This is a genomic window from Reyranella sp. CPCC 100927 (assembly GCF_007859315.1).
In the GTDB taxonomy this organism is placed as follows: domain Bacteria; phylum Pseudomonadota; class Alphaproteobacteria; order Reyranellales; family Reyranellaceae; genus Vineibacter.
Genome location: NZ_VOHA01000004.1, coordinates 446,555 through 462,878, shown reverse-complemented (window position 1 = coordinate 462,878; position 16,324 = coordinate 446,555). Strand labels below are relative to the sequence as shown.

Below are 16,324 nucleotides of genomic sequence, written 5' to 3'. Positions count from 1 at the left end.
TGTGCCGTCACGCGAGAACGCCGCGCAGCAACTGTTCGTAGAGCGCGACGGTCATCGCTCTTGGATTTGTCGGTGTGGAGTGATCGGCCATGGCCCGCTGCGCCATGTCGCTCACCACTGTCGGCGCAATGCCCATTCCCTTCAGCGAGGAAGGCAGCCCCAAACGCGCGTTGAGTGTTTCGATCGCATCGGCGAGGTCGGTCCCTGCGTCCAGGCCAAGCGCCGAAGCGAGACGTTCGTACTTGCTACCCGCGGCGGCGCGATTCAGCCGCAGCACGGGTGGCAGGAGAACAGCGTTCAGGGTGCCGTGATGCAGGCTGGGCTCCTTCAGGCCACCCAGGGCATGCGACAATCCATGGACGGCGCCGAGGCCCTTCTGAAAGGAGAGCCCACCGGCAAGCGCCGCCATCATCATCTCCCAGCGAGCCTGTTCATCGGTCCCATCGGTCACGGCCCGCTCGATATTGCGCCAGACGCGACCGGCGCCATCCAGTGCGATGGCGTCTGCGGGCGGATTGATCCGCGGCGACAGGAAGGTCTCGATGCAGTGCGCGAGCGCGTCCATGCCGGTCGCGGCCGTCAGTCCAGGCGGCAATCCTGTTGTGAGATCCGGATCGCAGATCGCGCGCCGTGGAATGAGATGAGGACTGACGAAACCGAGCTTGCGCCCGTCATTCAGTGTGACAAGCGCGGCGCGACCAACCTCGCTGCCAGTTCCAGCCGTCGTCGGGATGGCAATGACTGGCGCGACGGCGCTGGTAATAAGCGCCGCACCGCTGTGAACGGCGGCGTAGCGCTCCATCTGACCGTCATGCGTGGCCATCAGCGCAACGGCCTTGGCGAGGTCGATCGGCGAACCACCGCCCAGTGCGATCACGCCGTCGCAGGCGTGATCGTTGTACGTCGCCAACGCGTCGCCGACGGCGACTTCCGTCGGGTTCGGCGGTGTTGCCGAGAAGACCGGCGGGTTGCGCAGAGAACCTGGCAATACCGCCACCAGTCGGTCCAGAAGGCCGGCCTGGACGATCCCCCGGTCGGTGACAATCAATGGACGACGGATCCCCAGCGCCGACAGGTCATCGGCCAGGGCCGCGAGAGCTCCGGGCTCGAAGCGGATGTGCGTAAGGTAGTTGATGATGGCCATGCGCTTGCACGCGCCGAAGCGGTCGCTCGGCGCCATTGTCGAGTTGAGGATTGAAGACGTGCGTCGCCGAAGACGGGCGATCAAACCGCCCGCGGCGAGATCACGCGAGGCCGCGGCTCAAACGTCGAGGCGTTCCTGCGCCAGCGGCTTGCGCTCGGTCATATTGAAGCGGCCTTCGTAAATGGCCGGCTGGCTGGTGCTGGGTCCCTGGTACTGGACGATGAGCCAGACACCGCCGGTCTTGGTGTGCATTTCCGCTTCGAAGTGCGGATCGGGATGAAACACCATCGTGCCGGGCCCGTACGTCTTGCCGTCGACGATGAATTCGCCTTCCATGATGTACCAGATCTGCGCGAAGTCATGCCGGTGCAGCGGATAGCCTGTGCCCGGTGCATAGCGGACAAATCCTGCATTGGGTTCCGTGGGCCGATCCGGCCGCGGGTGGAACAGCATCTTGCTCTGGACTCCGTCGAAGCGAAGCGTCTCCCAGGGACGCTCGTCGGCATGAATGGCTTCGAACGCGTGGTCCCCATCCTTGCGCGATGGGCGTGCCGTCTCGCTCATGAGCTCCTCCCTCATCAAAATCGCTGGAACTGATGCGCCCGGCATGTCGCTGCAATCCGTCCACGCCTTCGCTGCACACAGCATTACTCTCAATGTTTTGCATTATAGTCAACATCAATTTGCTTACTATGCAAAGTCTGTTGCTTGAAAAGCAAACGCCTTTGCACGTCGCGCAAGTTGCCCGACTGGCACACCTGTTGCCGCCGTCCCGCCCCGCTCTGCGATGGGGTGCTATGGTTTCGCATCTGTGAAATGTTTATAACGACCTGTATGTGCAATTTGCGTATGCGGGAGGTTTCATGAAAAAAATCATCGTCGGCGCCGCCATCGCGGCTTTGCTGTCCACCGGCAGCGCCTGGGCGCAGCAGGCGCCGTTCCGAATCGGCGTTCTTGCAGGCTTCTCTGGTGTCTATGGTGACTTGACCGCAGGTCAACCTGAAGCGGCACAGATGGCCGTTGATGATTTTGGCGGCAAGGTCCTGGGCCGCCCGATCGAAGTGGTATCCGCGGACCACCAGAACAAGCCCGATGTCGGCGCCGCGCTGGCGCGCAAGTGGTACGACATCGACGACGTCAAGATGATCACCGGCATCGACACGTCGTCGGTCGGACTGGCGGTGCGCAAGATCGCCCAGGAAAAGGGCAAGATCGACATCAACACCGGCTCGGCGACGGCCGACCTGACGGGTGCATCGTGTTCGGCGACCGGCGCCCACTGGATCTATGACACCTACGCGCTGGCCCAGGTGACCGGCTCGGCCGTGGTGAAGGACGGCGGCGACAGCTGGTTCTTCCTGACCGCCGACTACGCGTTCGGCCACGCCCTGGAGCGCGATGTGACCGCGGTCGTCAAGGCGGCTGGCGGCAAGGTGGTGGGCGGCGTCAAGCATCCGCTGTCGAGCCAGGACTTCTCGTCGTTCCTGCTGCAGGCGCAGGCCTCGAAGGCGAAGATCATCGGTCTGGCCAATGCCGGCGCCGACACGATCACGTCGATCAAGCAGGCCAACGAGTTCGGCATCGGTAAGGGCGGCCAGAAACTCGCCGGCCTGCTGGTGTTCGCCACCGACGTGCAGTCGCTGGGCCTGTCGGTGGCCCAGGGCCTGGTGCTGACCGAGGCGTTCTACTGGGATCTCAACGACCAGACCCGCGAATGGACGGCCCGCTTCCGCAAGCGCAAGGACAAGCTGCCCAGCATGCTGACCGCGGGCGTCTACAGCGCCACCCTCGCCTATCTGAAAGCCGTACAGGCTGCCGGCACCGACGAGCCCAAGGCGGTGATGGCCAAGCTGCACGAACTGCCGGTCAACGACTTCATGACCAAGAACGGCAAAGTGCGCGCCGATGGCCGGCTGATCCGCGACATGTACCTGTTCCAGGTGAAGGCGCCGGCCGAATCCAAGAGCAAGGACGACATCTACAAGCTGGTCGCCACCGTACCGGGCGATCAGGCCTACCGTCCGCTCAAGGACAGCAACTGCCCACTGATCAAGAACTGAGTTGGCACCACCGGCTCAAGCGAACGACGGTTCACACGAACCGTCGTTCCGTTTGAGTTGGGCGCGAATGCCTTCGGGAGGGAGCATATCATGAAGAAGAAGCATCTGATCGCCGGTCTCATCCTGTCAGCGCTGACGGCCGGCAGCGCGTGGGCCCAGGCCCCCTTGCGCATCGGCGTCATCGGGGGATTCTCGGGCGTCTTCTCCGACCTCATCAGTGGCGAGATCGAGGCCGCCCAGATGGCGGTCGACGAGATGGGCGGAAAGGTCCTGGGGCGGCCGATCGAGATCCTGACAGCCGATCACCAGAACAAGCCCGACATCGGCGTCGCCATTGCCCGCAAGTGGTACGACGTCGACGATGTCAAGATGATCACCGGCCTCGACACCTCATCGGTGGCACTGGCAGTACGCAAGATCGCCCAGGAAAAGGGCCGGATCGACATCCACACCGTGGCCGGAACGGTCGATCTTACCGGACCGTCATGCTCGGCCACCGGTGCGCACTGGGTCTACGACACCTACGCCCTGGCCCAGGTCGTCGGCTCGGCGCTGGCCAAGGCCGGCGACGATACCTGGTTCCTGCTGACCGCCGACTACGCCTTCGGCCACGCGATCGAACGCGACCTCACGGCCGTGGTGACCGCCAACGGCGGCAAGATCGTGGGCACCGTCAAGCACCCGCTGGCGACCCAGGATTTCTCGTCGTTCCTGCTCCAGGCGCAGGCCTCCAAGGCCAAGATCATCGCGCTCGCCAACGGCGGTGCCGACTCCGTCAACTCGATCAAGCAGGCCAACGAGTTCGCCATCGGCAAGGGCGGCCAGAAGCTGGTCACCCTGGTGAACTTCGCCACCGACATCCAGGCGATGACCCTGCCCTTGGCCCAGGGCCTGGTGCTGACCGAGGCGTTCTACTGGGACCTCAACGACGAGACCCGCGCCTGGACCGCAAAGTTCCGCAAGCGCAAGGACAAGCTGCCCAACATGGTGATCGCCGGTGCCTACAGCGCCACGCTGCACTATCTGAAGGCGGTACAGGCAGCCGGCACCGACGAAGCCAAGGCTGTCATGGCCAAGATGCGCGAGCTGCCCGTCAACGACATGATGACCAAGAACGGCAAGCTGCGCGAAGATGGTCGCCTGGTCCGCGACATGCATGTGTTCCAGGTGAAGGCGCCGTCCGAGTCCAAGAGCAAGGACGATGTCTACAAGCTGATCACCACGGTGCCCGGCGAACAGGCCTACCGCCCGCTCAAGGACGGCAACTGCCCGCTGGTCAAACAGTAAGAAGCTCAACGACATGATCAAACAGTTAGGAGGTAACACATGAAGAAATCCCTCTTTGCAGGCCTCGTCCTGGGCGCGCTGCTCGGCAGCACCGCCTGGGCGCAGGCCCCCCTGCGCATCGGCGTCATGGAAGGATTCTCGGGCGTCTACGGCGACCTCACCATCGGCGAGGTCGAAGCGATCCAGATGGCGATCGATGATTTCGGCGGCAAGGTTCTGGGCCGTCCCATCGAGATCCTGTCGGCCGACCACCAGACGAAGCCCGACGTCGGCGCCGCCATCGCCCGCAAATGGTACGACGTCGACGACGTGAAGATGATCACCGGCATCGGGACATCGTCGGTCGCGCTGGCCGTGCGCAAGATTGCCCAGGAAAAAGGCAAGATCGACATCAACACCGGCGCCGCGTCCGTCGACCTCACCGGCCCGTCGTGCTCGCCCACCGGCGCGCACTGGGTCTACGACACCTACGCGCTGGCCCACGTCACCGGCTCGGCGCTGGTGAAGGCGGGCGGCGACTCCTGGTACTTCCTCACCGCCGACTACGCCTTCGGCCATGCGCTGGAGCGCGATGTCACGTCGGTCGTCACCAGCAACGGCGGCAAGGTGCTGGGCGGCGTCCGGCACCCGCTCTCGACCCAGGATTTCTCGTCGTTCCTGCTGCAGGCCCAGGCATCCAAAGCGAAGATCATCGGCCTTGCCAACGCCGGCGCCGACACCATCAACTCGATCAAGCAGGCTGGTGAATTCGGCATCGTCAAGGGCGGCCAGAAACTGGCCGGCCTGCTGGTGTTCGCCACCGACGTGCAGTCACTGACCTTGCCGGTGGCCCAGGGCCTGGTGCTGACCGAAGCGTTCTACTGGGATCTCAACGACGAGACCCGTGCATGGACGGCGCGCTATCGCAAGCGCAAGGACAAGCTGCCCAGCATGCTGACGGTGGGTGTCTACAGTTCCACCCTGCACTACCTGAAGGCGGTGCAGGCCGCCGGCACCGACGAGCCCAAGGCGGTCATGGCCAAGATGCGCGAGCTGCCGGTCAACGACGTCATGACCAAGAACGGCAAGCTGCGCGAGGATGGCCGCCTGGTGCGCGACATGTACTTGTTCCAGGTGAAGTCGCCGGCCGAGTCCAAGGGCAAGGACGACATCTACAAGCTGATCGCCACGGTACCGGGCGATCAGGCCTACCGCCCGCTCAAGGACGGCAACTGCCCGCTGGTCAAGAACTGATCGCGATAGCGTCCCATGCGTGCACGACAGGCATGGGATGGTCATGATTTGAACAAACCCTCCGCTCTCGATGCATCCTCGGCATGCACATTGAGTGGAGGGTTTAATGCGTAGACGATATCTCTTGGCAATACTGGCCCTGGCATCGACGTCGGTGGACAGTGCATGGGCGCAATCGCCGCTAAAGATCGGCGTGCTCGATGGCTTCTCCGGCGTCTATGCCGATCTCACCGCCGGCTCGGTCGAGGCCGCCCAGCTGGCGGTCAACGATATCGGCGGCAAGGTGCTGGGTCGGCCGATCGAGGTGGTATCGGCCGATCACCAGAACAAGGCCGATATCGGCGCCGCCATTGCGCGCAAATGGTATGACGTCGACGGCGTGAAGATGATCACAGGCCTCGATACCTCCTCGGTGGCGCTGGCGGTACGCCAGGTCTCCCAGGAAAAGGGCCAGATCGACATCAACACCGCGGCCGGTACCGTCGACCTCACCGGCCCAGCCTGCTCCGCCACCGGCGCACACTGGGTGTTCGACACCTATGCACTGGCCCACGTCACCGGCTCGGCGCTGGTGAAGGAAGGCTACGATACCTGGTTCTTCCTGACGGCCGACTATGCTTTCGGTCACGCCCTGGAGAAGGACGTCACCTCGGTGGTGACCGCGGCTGGCGGCAAGGTCGTAGGCAGCGTGCGACACCCGATTTCGACGCAGGACTTTTCATCGTTCCTGCTGCAGGCACAGACATCGAAGGCCAAGATCATCGCGCTGGCCAATGCCGGCGGCGACACCATCAACGCCATCAAGCAGGCCGGTGAATTCGCCATCGGCAAGGGCAATCAGAAACTGGCAGGTCTTCTGGTGTTCGCCTCTGACGTACAGGCGCTCACCATCCCGGTGGCGCAGGGGTTGCTGCTGACCGAGGCGTTCTACTGGGATCTCAACGACGAGACCCGTGCCTGGACCGCGCGCTTCCGCAAGCTCAAGGACAAGCTGCCGAACATGGCGGTTGCCGGTGTCTACAGCGCCACGTCGCACTACCTGAAGGCCGTGCAGGCCGCCGGGACCGACGAGCCCAAGGCTGTCATGGCCAAGATGCGCGAACTACCGGTCAACGACATGATGACCAAGAATGGCAAGCTGCGCGAGGATGGCCGCCTGGTGCGCGACATGCATCTGTTCCAGGTCAAGACACCGGCCGAGTCCAAGAGCAAGGACGACCTTTACAAGCTGATCACCACAGTCCCCGGCGACCAGGCCTATCGCCCGCTCAAGGACGGCAACTGCCCGCTGGTGAAGTAGCGTCACCTCTCCCGCTCGCGGGCGAGGTCGACGGGGCGTAGCACCCGTCGGGATGAGCCCCTCCCTCTCCCGCTTTGCGGGAGAGGTTTCACATCGGTAGCGTCAGTCGACCGAATATCTGCTCGCAGGCGTGGCTGGCGGCCAGCACCAGGGCATCCGCTCTGGGACCACCGATGATGTGCAGGCCGACGGGCAGCCCGTCACGGGTGAGGCCGCAGGGAACACTGGCGGCCGGCAGACCGACCTGATTGCACCAGCCCGTAAAGTACGGCAGCGGCGGCTCGACAGGATCGATCTCGGCGATCACCGGCGCGCTGCGGTCGATGACCGGCCCCACGAGCAGGTCGTAGCGCGCGAAGAAGCCCTGAATGCGGCTGCCGATCTCGCCGCGGGCCACGACGGCATCGACGAAGGCGCCCGGCGGAAATGTCTTGGCTCGCTGCACCAGGGCCTGCATCGAGACGTCGAGCAACGCCGCGCGCGGACCCAGACGCTCCGCTAATCGAGCCGAGAACGCGCACCAATGAACGCCGTGGATCCCGCCGCTGGCCGCGATGTCCTCGGGCTGATCGACTTCTGTGCAGATGCCCAGGTCAGTGAGGGTCCGGACGGCACGGGCGATCACCGCCGCCGCCTCCGGCTCCATCGGGTATGGCAGCCCGAAATCCGGGCTGAACGCAATGCGTTTGCCCTTCAGCTCGATCGTCAGGTTCTCCTCGTAGTCCAGGCCGTCATAGGGCAATGCGTACCAATCGCGCGGGTCGGGTCGCGCTATCACGGTCATCATGCGCGCGGCGTCGCGTACGGTACGCGTCATCGGACCGACATGGCTCACCGTCGGAAAGGCGCCGCGCGGATGATGCGGCACACGCCCGAAACTGGGCTTGAAGCCGTAGATGCCGCTCCATGCCGCGGGAACGCGAATCGATCCGCCACCGTCGGTGCCCACCGCCAGCGGCCCGATGCCCGCCGCGATCGCCGCCGACGCGCCGCCGCTGGAGCCGCCTGGGCTGCGTGAGACATCCCACGGGTTGCGCGTGATGCCGGTCAATGGACTGTCGGTCACGATCTTGTGCGCATAGTCAGGCAGCGTGGTCTTGCCGAAGATCACGGCACCAGCCTCGCGCAGGCGTGCCACGACCGGGCTGTCAGGTCCTTGCGTATCCGCTTCGGCAATCGCCTTGGAACCGAAGCGGGTTGGCATGCCGTCCGTGTAGACGTTGTCCTTGATGGAAACAGGCACGCCATCGATGGCACTGAGCGGCGTCCCGTCCCGCCATCGCCTCTCCGCCGCACTGGCCGCCGCCATCGCGCCAACAGGGTCCAACGTGACGAATGCGTTGAGCGTCGCCTGCGTGGCTTCAGCTTGCTCGAGCACGGCCCTGGCAGCTTCGACGGGCGATACCTCGCGCCTGCGATAGGCCGCGGCCAGTTGGACCGCGTCGAGCTTCAACAATGCAGCATTCATCCACCCCTCCTGCCGCGCCAAAGCCTGCTTGACGCTCTTTCACAGCAATTCTAGTATTTATCATAATAAATATGAAACTAACGGGATCTGTGGATGACGGCAAGGCGAACGGTCGAGGCACGGAAAGTGACAGGCGACCCCCTGCGCGCGCCCAAGCGCGGCGATCTGGTGGTGGAGGAAATCAAACGCTGGATCGTCACGCGTGAATTGAAGCCGGGCGACAAGCTGCCCAAGGAAGCCGAACTGCAGCTGCTGTTCTCGGTCAGCAAGGGCACGATTCGCGAGGCGCTGAAGTCGCTGGATGTCCAGGGCTTTATCTCGGTCAGCACCGGTCCGGCCGGCGGCGCCACCGTCGTGGAAGTCCCCTTCGAACGCACGTTCCAGCTGGTGCAGAACTATCTCTTCTTCAAGGATGTCGATGTCGGCGACATCTACGCCGTACGCCGTATCCTGGAGCCGGAACTCGCGGCTGGCGCGGTGCCCCACCTGACCAAACGCGACTTCGTCGCGCTGGAAGCCAGCATCGAAACATGCGCCCCCGCCGCGGCGGATGTCGACCAGGCCTTGAAACAGCGCCAGGAAGACCTGCACTTCCACGACATCCTCGCCGCAGCCAACCCCAACCCGTTCCTCCGTTTCTCCTGCCAGATGATCAACCAGATGCTGCGGCGCCTGGTCGTGTTCGGCCTCAGCCCGATGCATGCGCACTATGGCGAAATGGGCCGAACCAATGTCGCGGCCCATCGCACCCTGCTCGATGCCGCCCGCAAACGCGACGTGGAGAAGGTGCGCAAGCTGATGCTGGCTCATGTCATCGAAGCCGAGTCCTACGTCAAGAAAATGCAAGGCGCCGTCAGCAGCCGCTTGGTGCTGGACTCCGAAATGCGCGTGAGCGTGACGCCACGGCATGCCGGGATCCGTCGATGAGCACCGCCATCACCATCACTCTCAACCGGAGCACTGTCTGGAGGCCATCATGCGTCGCTTCCATCGCCGTCCGTTCCTGCTCAGCACCGGAGCCCTTCTGATGACTGCCGGTCCGCTCCAAGCGGCACCGTTCGACTGGACACCCGTGACGCCTGCCGCCGCCGGTTTCGCGCCCGATCTGTCGGCCCGGCTGGATGCCGCCATCGCTGCCGGCAAACTGCCCAACCTGCACGGCGTCATTGTTGCGCGGGCCGGCAAGCTGGTGCTCGAGCGCTACATGACCGGTGCCGATGAAAGCTGGGGTGATCCGCTGGGCACGGTCACATTCCGGCCGACCACGCTGCATGACCTGCGTTCAGTCACCAAGAGCATCGTCGGCCTGCTCTACGGCATCGCGCTGTCGCAGGGCAAAGTGCCGGCACCCGATCAACCGCTGCTGGCGCAATTCCCCGAGTATCCCGATCTGGCAAGCGATCCGGCGCGACAGAAACTGACGATCGGCCATGTACTGACCATGACCATGGGCACGGCGTGGAACGAGGACATCCCCTACACCAGCCCAGCCAACAGCGAGATCGCCATGGAGATGGCACCCGATCGCTACCGCTTCGTTCTCGAGCGTCCCATTGTCGGCGAACCCGGCGCACGCTGGACTTATAGCGGCGGTGCCACGGCGCTGCTGGGACAACTGATCGCCAAGGGCACGGGCCGATCGCTGCCCGACTTCGCCCGGGACGCCCTGTTCGCGCCGTTGGGCATCGGCACGTTCGAGTGGTCGCGGGGCATGGACAAGGTCACCCCGTCGGCGGCGTCGGGGTTGCGGCTGGCGCCGCGCGATCTAGCCCGCATCGGCCACATGATGCTGCAGAACGGTGTCTGGGATGGGCGCCCGGTCGTGCCGCCGTCATGGCTCAACGCCACCTTGCAGGACCGTGCCCGGATCGATGACTTCAGGCGCTACGGCTATCATTGGTACATGGGCGCGTTTCCCGTCGGCCCGGGTGGTGCGCGCCGCGAGCGCTGGATCGGCGCCGCCGGCAACGGCGGCCAACGCCTGTACGTGCTGCCCGGCCTCGACCTGGTCGTCGTCACGACCTTCGGCAACTACAACAAGCCCGACCAGTGGGCGCCGCCGCTGGCCTTGCTGCTGGAGACGGTCCTACCGGCGGTGACGTAACCTACACCGTCGTGAAGACCTCGACCGGCGTACGCACGCCGCGCAGCACGCGCGGCCCCAGGCTGCGGAATTTCTCTGGTGCTTTCAGGGCATCGACGAAGCGGCGGCTGGCTACCAACGGCACATCAAGTGTCGTGCAGAGCGCCTCCAGCCGAGCCGCCTCGTTGACGGCCGGCCCCACGATGGTGAAGTCCAGCCGCCGGTCGGAACCGACATTGCCGTACAGCACCTCGCCCATGTGCAACGCGAGGTCCAGCATCATGACAGGCTTTCCATCGCGCCGGCGTTGTACATTCAACGCATCGATTCGCTGCAGGGCGGCCGTCGCGGCCCCCAGCGCATCGCCACAGACAGCCTGTGGGTCGCGGTCATCGAAGGCGAACGTCGCCAGCAGGCCATCACCCAGGAACTTCAGCACGTGACCGTTGGAGGCCTCGACCGGCGTGACCAGGCAGTCGAGGTAGTCGTCCAGCATACTGACCAGCTGATCGCGCGGCACTTCGTCAGCCAACGTCGTGAAGCCCCGCAGGTCACCCACGACGATGGCGGCTGACATCGCCTCGACCGAGCCGCGCCGCACGTCGCCGCTCAACACCCGGCGTCCGACATCACGGCCGAGATAGGTTTCCAGCAAAGTGCGCGTCTTGGAGAGGTCGGCGCCAACCCGCAGCGCCGCACCAAAGGTCGGCATCAGGTCGGTCAAGATGGCGATCTCCTCGTCAGTGAAGCCGCCGGGCCGATCGCCCGTGAAGCTCACCGCGACGCCCGACATAAACGCCCCCAGCCGGCCGTCGTTGCCGAAGACGATGACGAAGCACACGTAGTCGGTGCCGCCGGCAGCATGGAATTCGCTCAGCAGATGAGATGACTGCCATCCCTCGCCGCGCTCCAGCCGGTAGCGCGTCATCGGGATGACGGTTTCCTCGCTGTCGGCGGGGGCAGAGCGTGCCAGCATCTGTGCCGCCGTGATGGGTTCATAGAACGGGCTGGAGTTGACGACCTTGGCCATGGAGCCGTGCTCGAACTCCTCGATCTGGCGCTTGCCCTGGCGCGTCCAGGTCAGTCCGATGGATTCGAATTGCGGATGCACCGTGTTGACGCCGACATGGGCGCGCCACAGCGGCAGACCCAGCGCCAGCAGCTTATCGGCAAAGTGCGCCGCGAGCCGCGGCACCGGCGTTGCCAGCAAGGCCTGGTGAACGAGCCAGTGTTTCACCGTCGCGACAGTGACGGCGGCTGCGCTAGACATTACGGGCTCCCGCGTCGACGTTGCCGGACACCAGCGTAAAGACCTCGACCGGCGTGCGCACGCCGCGCAACACCCGTGGCCCCAGGCTGCGGAACTTTGCTGCAGTGCCCAGCAGATCGACGAACCGGCGGCTGGCTACCAGGGGCACATCCAACGTGGCGCACAGTGCCTCCAGGCGTGCTGATTCATTGACCGCCGGCCCGATGATGGTGAAATCGAGCCGCCGGGCCGAGCCGACATTGCCGTACAACACCTCGCCTGCGTGCAGGGCGAGATCGAGCGTCATCACGGGCTGGCCGTCGGCAGATCGGCTGCGGTTCAGCACGTCGATGCGGCGCAGTGCCTCGGTCGCTGCCGTTAATGCCGCCGCACAGATCGGTCCGGGTTCGCTGTTGTCGAACGCGAACGTGGCCAGCAGGCCATCGCCCAGGAACTTCAGCACCTCGCCGCCGGACTCTTCAACCGGGCTCACCAGGCAGTCGAGATAATCGTCCAGCATGCTGACCAGGCGCTCGCGCGGTACCTCGTCGGCCAGCGCCGTGAAGCCCCGCAGGTCACCGACCACGATGGCCGCCGAGATCGCCTCGACGGAGCCGCGCCGAATCGCGCCATCGAGCACGCGCCGGCCAACATCGCGCCCCAGGTACGTATCGAGCACGCTGCGGATCGCCGCCAGATCCACACCCGGCCGCAACGCGGCGCCCAGCGCCGGGATCAGGTCAGTGATGACAGTGACCTCTTTCTCGGTGAAGCCGCCAGCGCGGTCGACCAGTACCGTGATCACTGCACCGGCATCGCCCGCATGGACATTGCCGTCGATGGCGAAAGGAATCGCAAAACACAGATAGTCGGTGGCACCGGCCCGGCGGAACTCATCCAGGATGGCGTAGTTTGCCGCGCCCTCGCCGCGTTCCAGGCGATAGCGTGTCATCGGCGTGATGTCACCTTGCATCGGCGTGCCATCAGCGGACGGTCGGCCTTGCGCGGCGACGACGGCGTCGTAGACAGGGCTCAGGCTCGGTACCCGCTCGAAGGAGCCGTGCTGATATTCCTGGCGCAGGCGCTGGCCGTCGCGTGTCCACGTCAGCCCGATGCCTTCGACCTGCGGATGCAGCGTCGATGTGAGGAGAGAGGCGCGCCACAGCGGCACGCCCATGTCCACCAGGCTATCGACGAAATGACTGGCGACGCGCCCGGCCGGCGTTGCCAGCAACGCTTGTTGGAGCAGCCAGCGTTGCAACGCGGCTGCCTTGGAACTGAACTCGCTCGACACGCGCGGCGCCATCTCCCAGCCCGGAGCCTACGCCCTGACAGATGGTGATGCCAGCCGTGTGCCTCAAGATCCCTGGAAGCGGCGTCCCGCCCGTGCTCTCAGGGGCTACGCCGCCGCCAGTGCGCGCAGATCCGCCGCGATCCGCGCCAGTGCCGACCGATCGACCGTACCGCTGGACAGGCTGAAATCGGTCACGAGATCGCCGTAGCGGGCCCAGATCTGAGGCGCGATGTCCTTCACGTCACCGACCACGGCCAGCGTGTTCAGCATCTCCTCGCTGACCAGGCGTCCCATCTCCGACCAGCGTCCGTCCCGGGTCATCGCCTGCAACTCGGGCTGCAGGTCACCCCAGCCATGGGCCTCCAGCACCGGCCGATAGGCCGGCGTCGAGGCATAGAAGGCAATGCGATCGAGGGTCGCCTGGCGTGAGCGGGTAAAGATCTCCTCGGTCGTGCCGGTGACGATCAGCGGCCCATAAAACAACTGGCAGGCGCCCGCGGGACGACCGGCACTATCGAGTCCGGCTTTGAGATGCGGCAGGGTGGCCTGGCGCAGATAGTTCTCGCTGGTAAAGGGATGCACGAACAGGCGGTCGGCCACGGCACCCGCTGTCTCGGTCATCAGCGGTCCCACCGCGGCAATACCGATCGCGGGCTTGCCGTGCGCCGTGTTCGTCGGCGTGAAGGCCGGTGTCATCAGCGTGTGCGTGTAGAACTGGCCCTCGAAGCGCAGCGGCGCACCGTCGTACCAGGTGGCGAAGATCGCTTGGATGGCCTGCACCAGTTCACGCATCCGCGCCGCCGGATGCGACCACGGCATGCTGAAACGGCGCGTGATATGTGGCTTGATCTGCGAGCCCAGCCCCAGCGTGAAGCGTCCGCCCGAGGACGCGTTCAGGTCGTGCGCGACATTGGCCAGGGTCATGGGCGAACGCGCAAACGCGATCGCAACGTCCGTCATCAGATGGAGCCGCGTGGTGTTGGCGACGGCGAGCAACAGCGGAAAGAACGGATCGTGCGCCGTTTCCTGCGTCACCGCACCATCGAAGCCCAGCGCCTCGATTTCGCGGGCCTCGCGCGCTGCGGCGCTGAGATCGTCCGTCAGATGGGCGAAGATACGTATGGACATGGAACCTCCCGACTTTGGGCGGCATTCTGCGCCAAGGTGCGAGAGTCTGCCTCATCCCATCGTCCGGTATGTCTGCCACGCGAAAGAGCGCGACCGGGTGCCTTGCCGGCCTCCACTGCCCGTGACTATCGTTGTCGTGAAACGGCGAAGTCCGTGTCGGAGAAACGCCTATGAAATTCGGGATCTTCTACGAAATCTCCGTGCCGCGTCCCTGGACACGCGAGCGCGAACGCGAAGTCTACATGAACTGCCTGGAGCAGGTGAAATTGGCCGACGAGCTCGGGTTCGAGCAGGTCTGGGCAGTCGAGCATCATTTCCTCGAGGAGTATTCCCACTGCTCTGCGCCGGAGCTGTTCCTCACCGCCTGCGCCATGGTGACCAAGAACATCCGTGTCGGGCACGGTATCGTGGTCTGCGTGCCGCAGTTCAATCACCCGATCAAGATCGCCGAACGCACCGCGACCCTGGACATCCTGTCCGGCGGGCGGCTGGAGGTCGGCACGGGGCGCTCCGCCACCTGGACCGAGCTGGGCGGCTTCCGCGCCAACCCCGACGACACCAAGAAATCGTGGGACGAGTTCGTGCGTTGCCTGCCCAAGATGTGGATGCAGGAGACGTTCGCGTATGAGGGCGAGTTCTGGTCGATGCCGGAACGCACCATCCTGCCCAAGGTCTATCAGCGGCCGCATCCGCCGATGTGGGTTGCCGTCACCAGCCCCGGTACCGAGCTCGATGCCGCCGACCGCGGCCTGGGCAGCCTCGGTCTGACCTTTGCCGGCTTCGCCGAGCAGGACAAGAAGATCCGCGAGTATCGCCGCCGCATCCAGCTGTGCGAGCCGGTCGGCGCCTTCGTCAACGAGCAGGTCGGCACCACCAACTTCCTCTTCTGCCACGAGGACAACGACACGGGCGTCGCTATGGGCAAGCGGCTGGGTGACACGTTCAACTACCTTGCCGCGCAGCTGATCTCGACACGGGAGGTCTACGCGTCGCGCTCCTACCAGTCGCTCGGCCTGCTGCCGCAGCTGCGCCGCGCCGCCACCGGCCCCGACTCCACGTCGGAGCAGGCCGAGGGCCTGTGCTTTGGCGATCCGAAGCGGATCATCAATGCCATCAAGCGATGGGAATCGATTGGCGTCGATCGCATCAACTTCCTCCTCAACGCCAATGAGGTCGTACCGCAGGACCAGGTGCTGGCAAGCCTTCGGCTGTTCGCCAAGGAAGTGATGCCAGCGTTCGCCACATCAGGCGCAAGGCCCACCTTGGCGCCGGCCGCTGCCGCGGGAGGCGTGTGATGCCGCTCTTCGGTCACCTCGATCTCGCCACCATCGCGAACCGGCTGCCGACGCTGCCCAACCTCGATACCCCGGCGTGGGCATTGCCGGGTGCCGAGACCATGCAGCTGTTGCTGGAAACGTCGCGGACGGCGGCGGACGCCTTGCTGCCCAAGGCCATGCATCCGGCGGTGCCCTCCTACCTGGCGATCACCGTCACGCGCTGCCCGGAGAGTCCGGTTGGACCCTTTACGCTGGCGACCGTGCGCCTGGGCAGCCGCGCCGGGGCACACCCCCGCGGCCTGGTACTGGGAGCCTATGCCAGCACACCGGAAGCCGCCGATGGCCTGCGGCACGGCTGGGGCATCCCCGCCACCGCCGCCAAAGTCAGCCTGACGCGCCGCCACGACCGCCTGATGGGCGTTGTCGAGAAAGACGGCACCACGGTGCTGGACTGCGCCCTCGTCAATCCCGAGGCGATTTCCGGATCGGACGTGCAGCTCATCAACTGGGTGACCATGGCCAATGCGCCATTGGACGGCACCACGTCGCCGATGCTGATCCAGGTCGATCCCAAGTACGCCTTCCACAAGGCCGAGCGCGGCCGGCCCGAGGTGCGCACTTTCGACGCCGCGGCATGGAACGCCGGCAACTTGCGCCCGGGCGATCCCATCGTCGCGACCGTCGCCATGGTCGACACGGACCTGCCGCGCATTCGCTTCGTGATGGATCCATTGAAGCCGGTCTATCAAGGCACCCGCCGGATTCGGGAATCACGGGCAGACGAATGAGCCACCGGACGCC

General features: G+C 65.0%; 14 protein-coding genes. 8 read left to right on the top strand and 6 right to left on the bottom strand.

Features of this window, described 5'->3' with window-relative positions; all coding sequences use genetic code 11:
* Nucleotides 1-7 precede the first annotated feature (7 nt).
* Complete coding sequence (locus tag FQU96_RS15030; RefSeq protein ID WP_146542084.1) at nucleotides 8-1,144, bottom strand: iron-containing alcohol dehydrogenase; 1,137 nt, start codon at nucleotides 1,142-1,144, stop codon at nucleotides 8-10.
* 117 nt (nucleotides 1,145-1,261) lie between these two features.
* The gene (locus FQU96_RS15025) at nucleotides 1,262-1,708 is read right to left on the bottom strand and encodes a cupin domain-containing protein (RefSeq protein WP_146542083.1); all 447 of its coding nucleotides are present in this window, start codon (nucleotides 1,706-1,708) and stop codon (nucleotides 1,262-1,264) included.
* Between the two features lie 299 nt (nucleotides 1,709-2,007).
* Here FQU96_RS15025 and FQU96_RS15020 point away from each other — a divergent pair, with 299 nt between their 5' ends.
* The 4 genes from FQU96_RS15020 to FQU96_RS15005 all read left to right on the top strand — a co-directional run bounded on the left by FQU96_RS15020 (nucleotide 2,008) and on the right by FQU96_RS15005 (nucleotide 7,024).
* Nucleotides 2,008-3,204, top strand: a complete 1,197-nt coding sequence (locus FQU96_RS15020; RefSeq protein ID WP_146542082.1) for an ABC transporter substrate-binding protein — start codon at nucleotides 2,008-2,010, stop codon at nucleotides 3,202-3,204.
* A gap of 90 nt (nucleotides 3,205-3,294) precedes the next feature.
* A complete protein-coding gene (locus FQU96_RS15015) occupies nucleotides 3,295-4,491 on the top strand; it encodes an ABC transporter substrate-binding protein (protein ID WP_146542081.1) in 1,197 nt (398 codons plus the stop codon).
* A gap of 39 nt (nucleotides 4,492-4,530) precedes the next feature.
* Entirely contained in the window at nucleotides 4,531-5,724 is a 1,194-nt protein-coding gene (locus FQU96_RS15010) for an ABC transporter substrate-binding protein (RefSeq protein WP_146542080.1), read from the top strand.
* 106 nt (nucleotides 5,725-5,830) lie between these two features.
* Nucleotides 5,831-7,024 (top strand): ABC transporter substrate-binding protein, encoded by a 1,194-nt coding sequence (locus tag FQU96_RS15005; protein WP_146542079.1) that lies wholly within the window; start codon nucleotides 5,831-5,833, stop codon nucleotides 7,022-7,024.
* An 88-nt stretch (nucleotides 7,025-7,112) separates the two neighbouring features.
* Here the strand turns inward: FQU96_RS15005 and FQU96_RS15000 are convergent, their stop codons facing one another.
* A complete protein-coding gene (locus tag FQU96_RS15000; RefSeq protein ID WP_146542078.1) occupies nucleotides 7,113-8,492 on the bottom strand; it encodes an amidase family protein in 1,380 nt (459 codons plus the stop codon).
* Between the two features lie 93 nt (nucleotides 8,493-8,585).
* Here FQU96_RS15000 and FQU96_RS14995 point away from each other — a divergent pair, with 93 nt between their 5' ends.
* Together FQU96_RS14995 and FQU96_RS14990 are read left to right on the top strand one after the other, a co-directional pair.
* Nucleotides 8,586-9,419: a FadR/GntR family transcriptional regulator gene (locus FQU96_RS14995; protein WP_146542077.1), complete on the top strand. Its 834-nt coding sequence runs from the start codon at nucleotides 8,586-8,588 to the stop codon at nucleotides 9,417-9,419.
* Between the two features lie 49 nt (nucleotides 9,420-9,468).
* The gene (locus FQU96_RS14990) at nucleotides 9,469-10,596 is read left to right on the top strand and encodes a serine hydrolase (protein ID WP_255468332.1); all 1,128 of its coding nucleotides are present in this window, start codon (nucleotides 9,469-9,471) and stop codon (nucleotides 10,594-10,596) included.
* 1 nt (nucleotide 10,597) lies between these two features.
* Here the strand turns inward: FQU96_RS14990 and FQU96_RS14985 are convergent, their stop codons facing one another.
* From FQU96_RS14985 to FQU96_RS14975, 3 genes are all read right to left on the bottom strand, one after another.
* Entirely contained in the window at nucleotides 10,598-11,845 is a 1,248-nt protein-coding gene (locus FQU96_RS14985; RefSeq protein WP_146542076.1) for an adenylate/guanylate cyclase domain-containing protein, read from the bottom strand.
* Nucleotides 11,838-13,118 (bottom strand): adenylate/guanylate cyclase domain-containing protein, encoded by a 1,281-nt coding sequence (locus FQU96_RS14980; RefSeq protein WP_178130521.1) that lies wholly within the window; start codon nucleotides 13,116-13,118, stop codon nucleotides 11,838-11,840. Before FQU96_RS14980 ends, FQU96_RS14985 begins: the two co-directional genes overlap by 8 nt.
* Nucleotides 13,119-13,223: 105 nt before the next feature.
* Nucleotides 13,224-14,246 (bottom strand): TIGR03617 family F420-dependent LLM class oxidoreductase, encoded by a 1,023-nt coding sequence (locus tag FQU96_RS14975; protein WP_146542074.1) that lies wholly within the window; start codon nucleotides 14,244-14,246, stop codon nucleotides 13,224-13,226.
* Nucleotides 14,247-14,416: 170 nt separating this feature from the next.
* Between FQU96_RS14975 and FQU96_RS14970 the strand changes: the two genes are divergently transcribed.
* Nucleotides 14,417-15,541 carry an LLM class flavin-dependent oxidoreductase gene (locus FQU96_RS14970; RefSeq protein WP_146542073.1) on the top strand — a complete coding sequence of 375 codons (1,125 nt, stop codon included), beginning with the start codon at nucleotides 14,417-14,419 and terminating at the stop codon, nucleotides 15,539-15,541.
* Nucleotides 15,541-16,311: an acetoacetate decarboxylase family protein gene (locus FQU96_RS14965; RefSeq protein ID WP_146542072.1), complete on the top strand. Its 771-nt coding sequence runs from the start codon at nucleotides 15,541-15,543 to the stop codon at nucleotides 16,309-16,311. The genes FQU96_RS14970 and FQU96_RS14965 overlap by 1 nt, the downstream gene beginning before the upstream one ends.
* Nucleotides 16,312-16,324 lie beyond the last annotated feature (13 nt).

Excerpts from the sequence above, each read along its gene's own strand:
- FQU96_RS15010 (WP_146542080.1), top strand. The coding sequence starts at position 4,531 with ATGAAGAAATCCCTCTTTGCAGGCCTCGTCCTGGGCGCGCTGCTCGGC.
- FQU96_RS15030 (WP_146542084.1), bottom strand. The coding sequence starts at position 1,144 with ATGGCCATCATCAACTACCTTACGCACATCCGCTTCGAGCCCGGAGCT.
- FQU96_RS15025 (WP_146542083.1), bottom strand. The coding sequence starts at position 1,708 with ATGAGCGAGACGGCACGCCCATCGCGCAAGGATGGGGACCACGCGTTC.
- FQU96_RS14975 (WP_146542074.1), bottom strand. The coding sequence starts at position 14,246 with ATGTCCATACGTATCTTCGCCCATCTGACGGACGATCTCAGCGCCGCA.
- FQU96_RS15005 (WP_146542079.1), top strand. The coding sequence starts at position 5,831 with ATGCGTAGACGATATCTCTTGGCAATACTGGCCCTGGCATCGACGTCG.
- FQU96_RS14985 (WP_146542076.1), bottom strand. The coding sequence starts at position 11,845 with ATGTCTAGCGCAGCCGCCGTCACTGTCGCGACGGTGAAACACTGGCTC.
- FQU96_RS15015 (WP_146542081.1), top strand. The coding sequence starts at position 3,295 with ATGAAGAAGAAGCATCTGATCGCCGGTCTCATCCTGTCAGCGCTGACG.
- FQU96_RS14990 (WP_255468332.1), top strand. The coding sequence starts at position 9,469 with ATGCGTCGCTTCCATCGCCGTCCGTTCCTGCTCAGCACCGGAGCCCTT.
- FQU96_RS15020 (WP_146542082.1), top strand. The coding sequence starts at position 2,008 with ATGAAAAAAATCATCGTCGGCGCCGCCATCGCGGCTTTGCTGTCCACC.
- FQU96_RS14965 (WP_146542072.1), top strand. The coding sequence starts at position 15,541 with ATGCCGCTCTTCGGTCACCTCGATCTCGCCACCATCGCGAACCGGCTG.
- FQU96_RS15000 (WP_146542078.1), bottom strand. The coding sequence starts at position 8,492 with ATGAATGCTGCATTGTTGAAGCTCGACGCGGTCCAACTGGCCGCGGCC.
- FQU96_RS14995 (WP_146542077.1), top strand. The coding sequence starts at position 8,586 with ATGACGGCAAGGCGAACGGTCGAGGCACGGAAAGTGACAGGCGACCCC.
- FQU96_RS14970 (WP_146542073.1), top strand. The coding sequence starts at position 14,417 with ATGAAATTCGGGATCTTCTACGAAATCTCCGTGCCGCGTCCCTGGACA.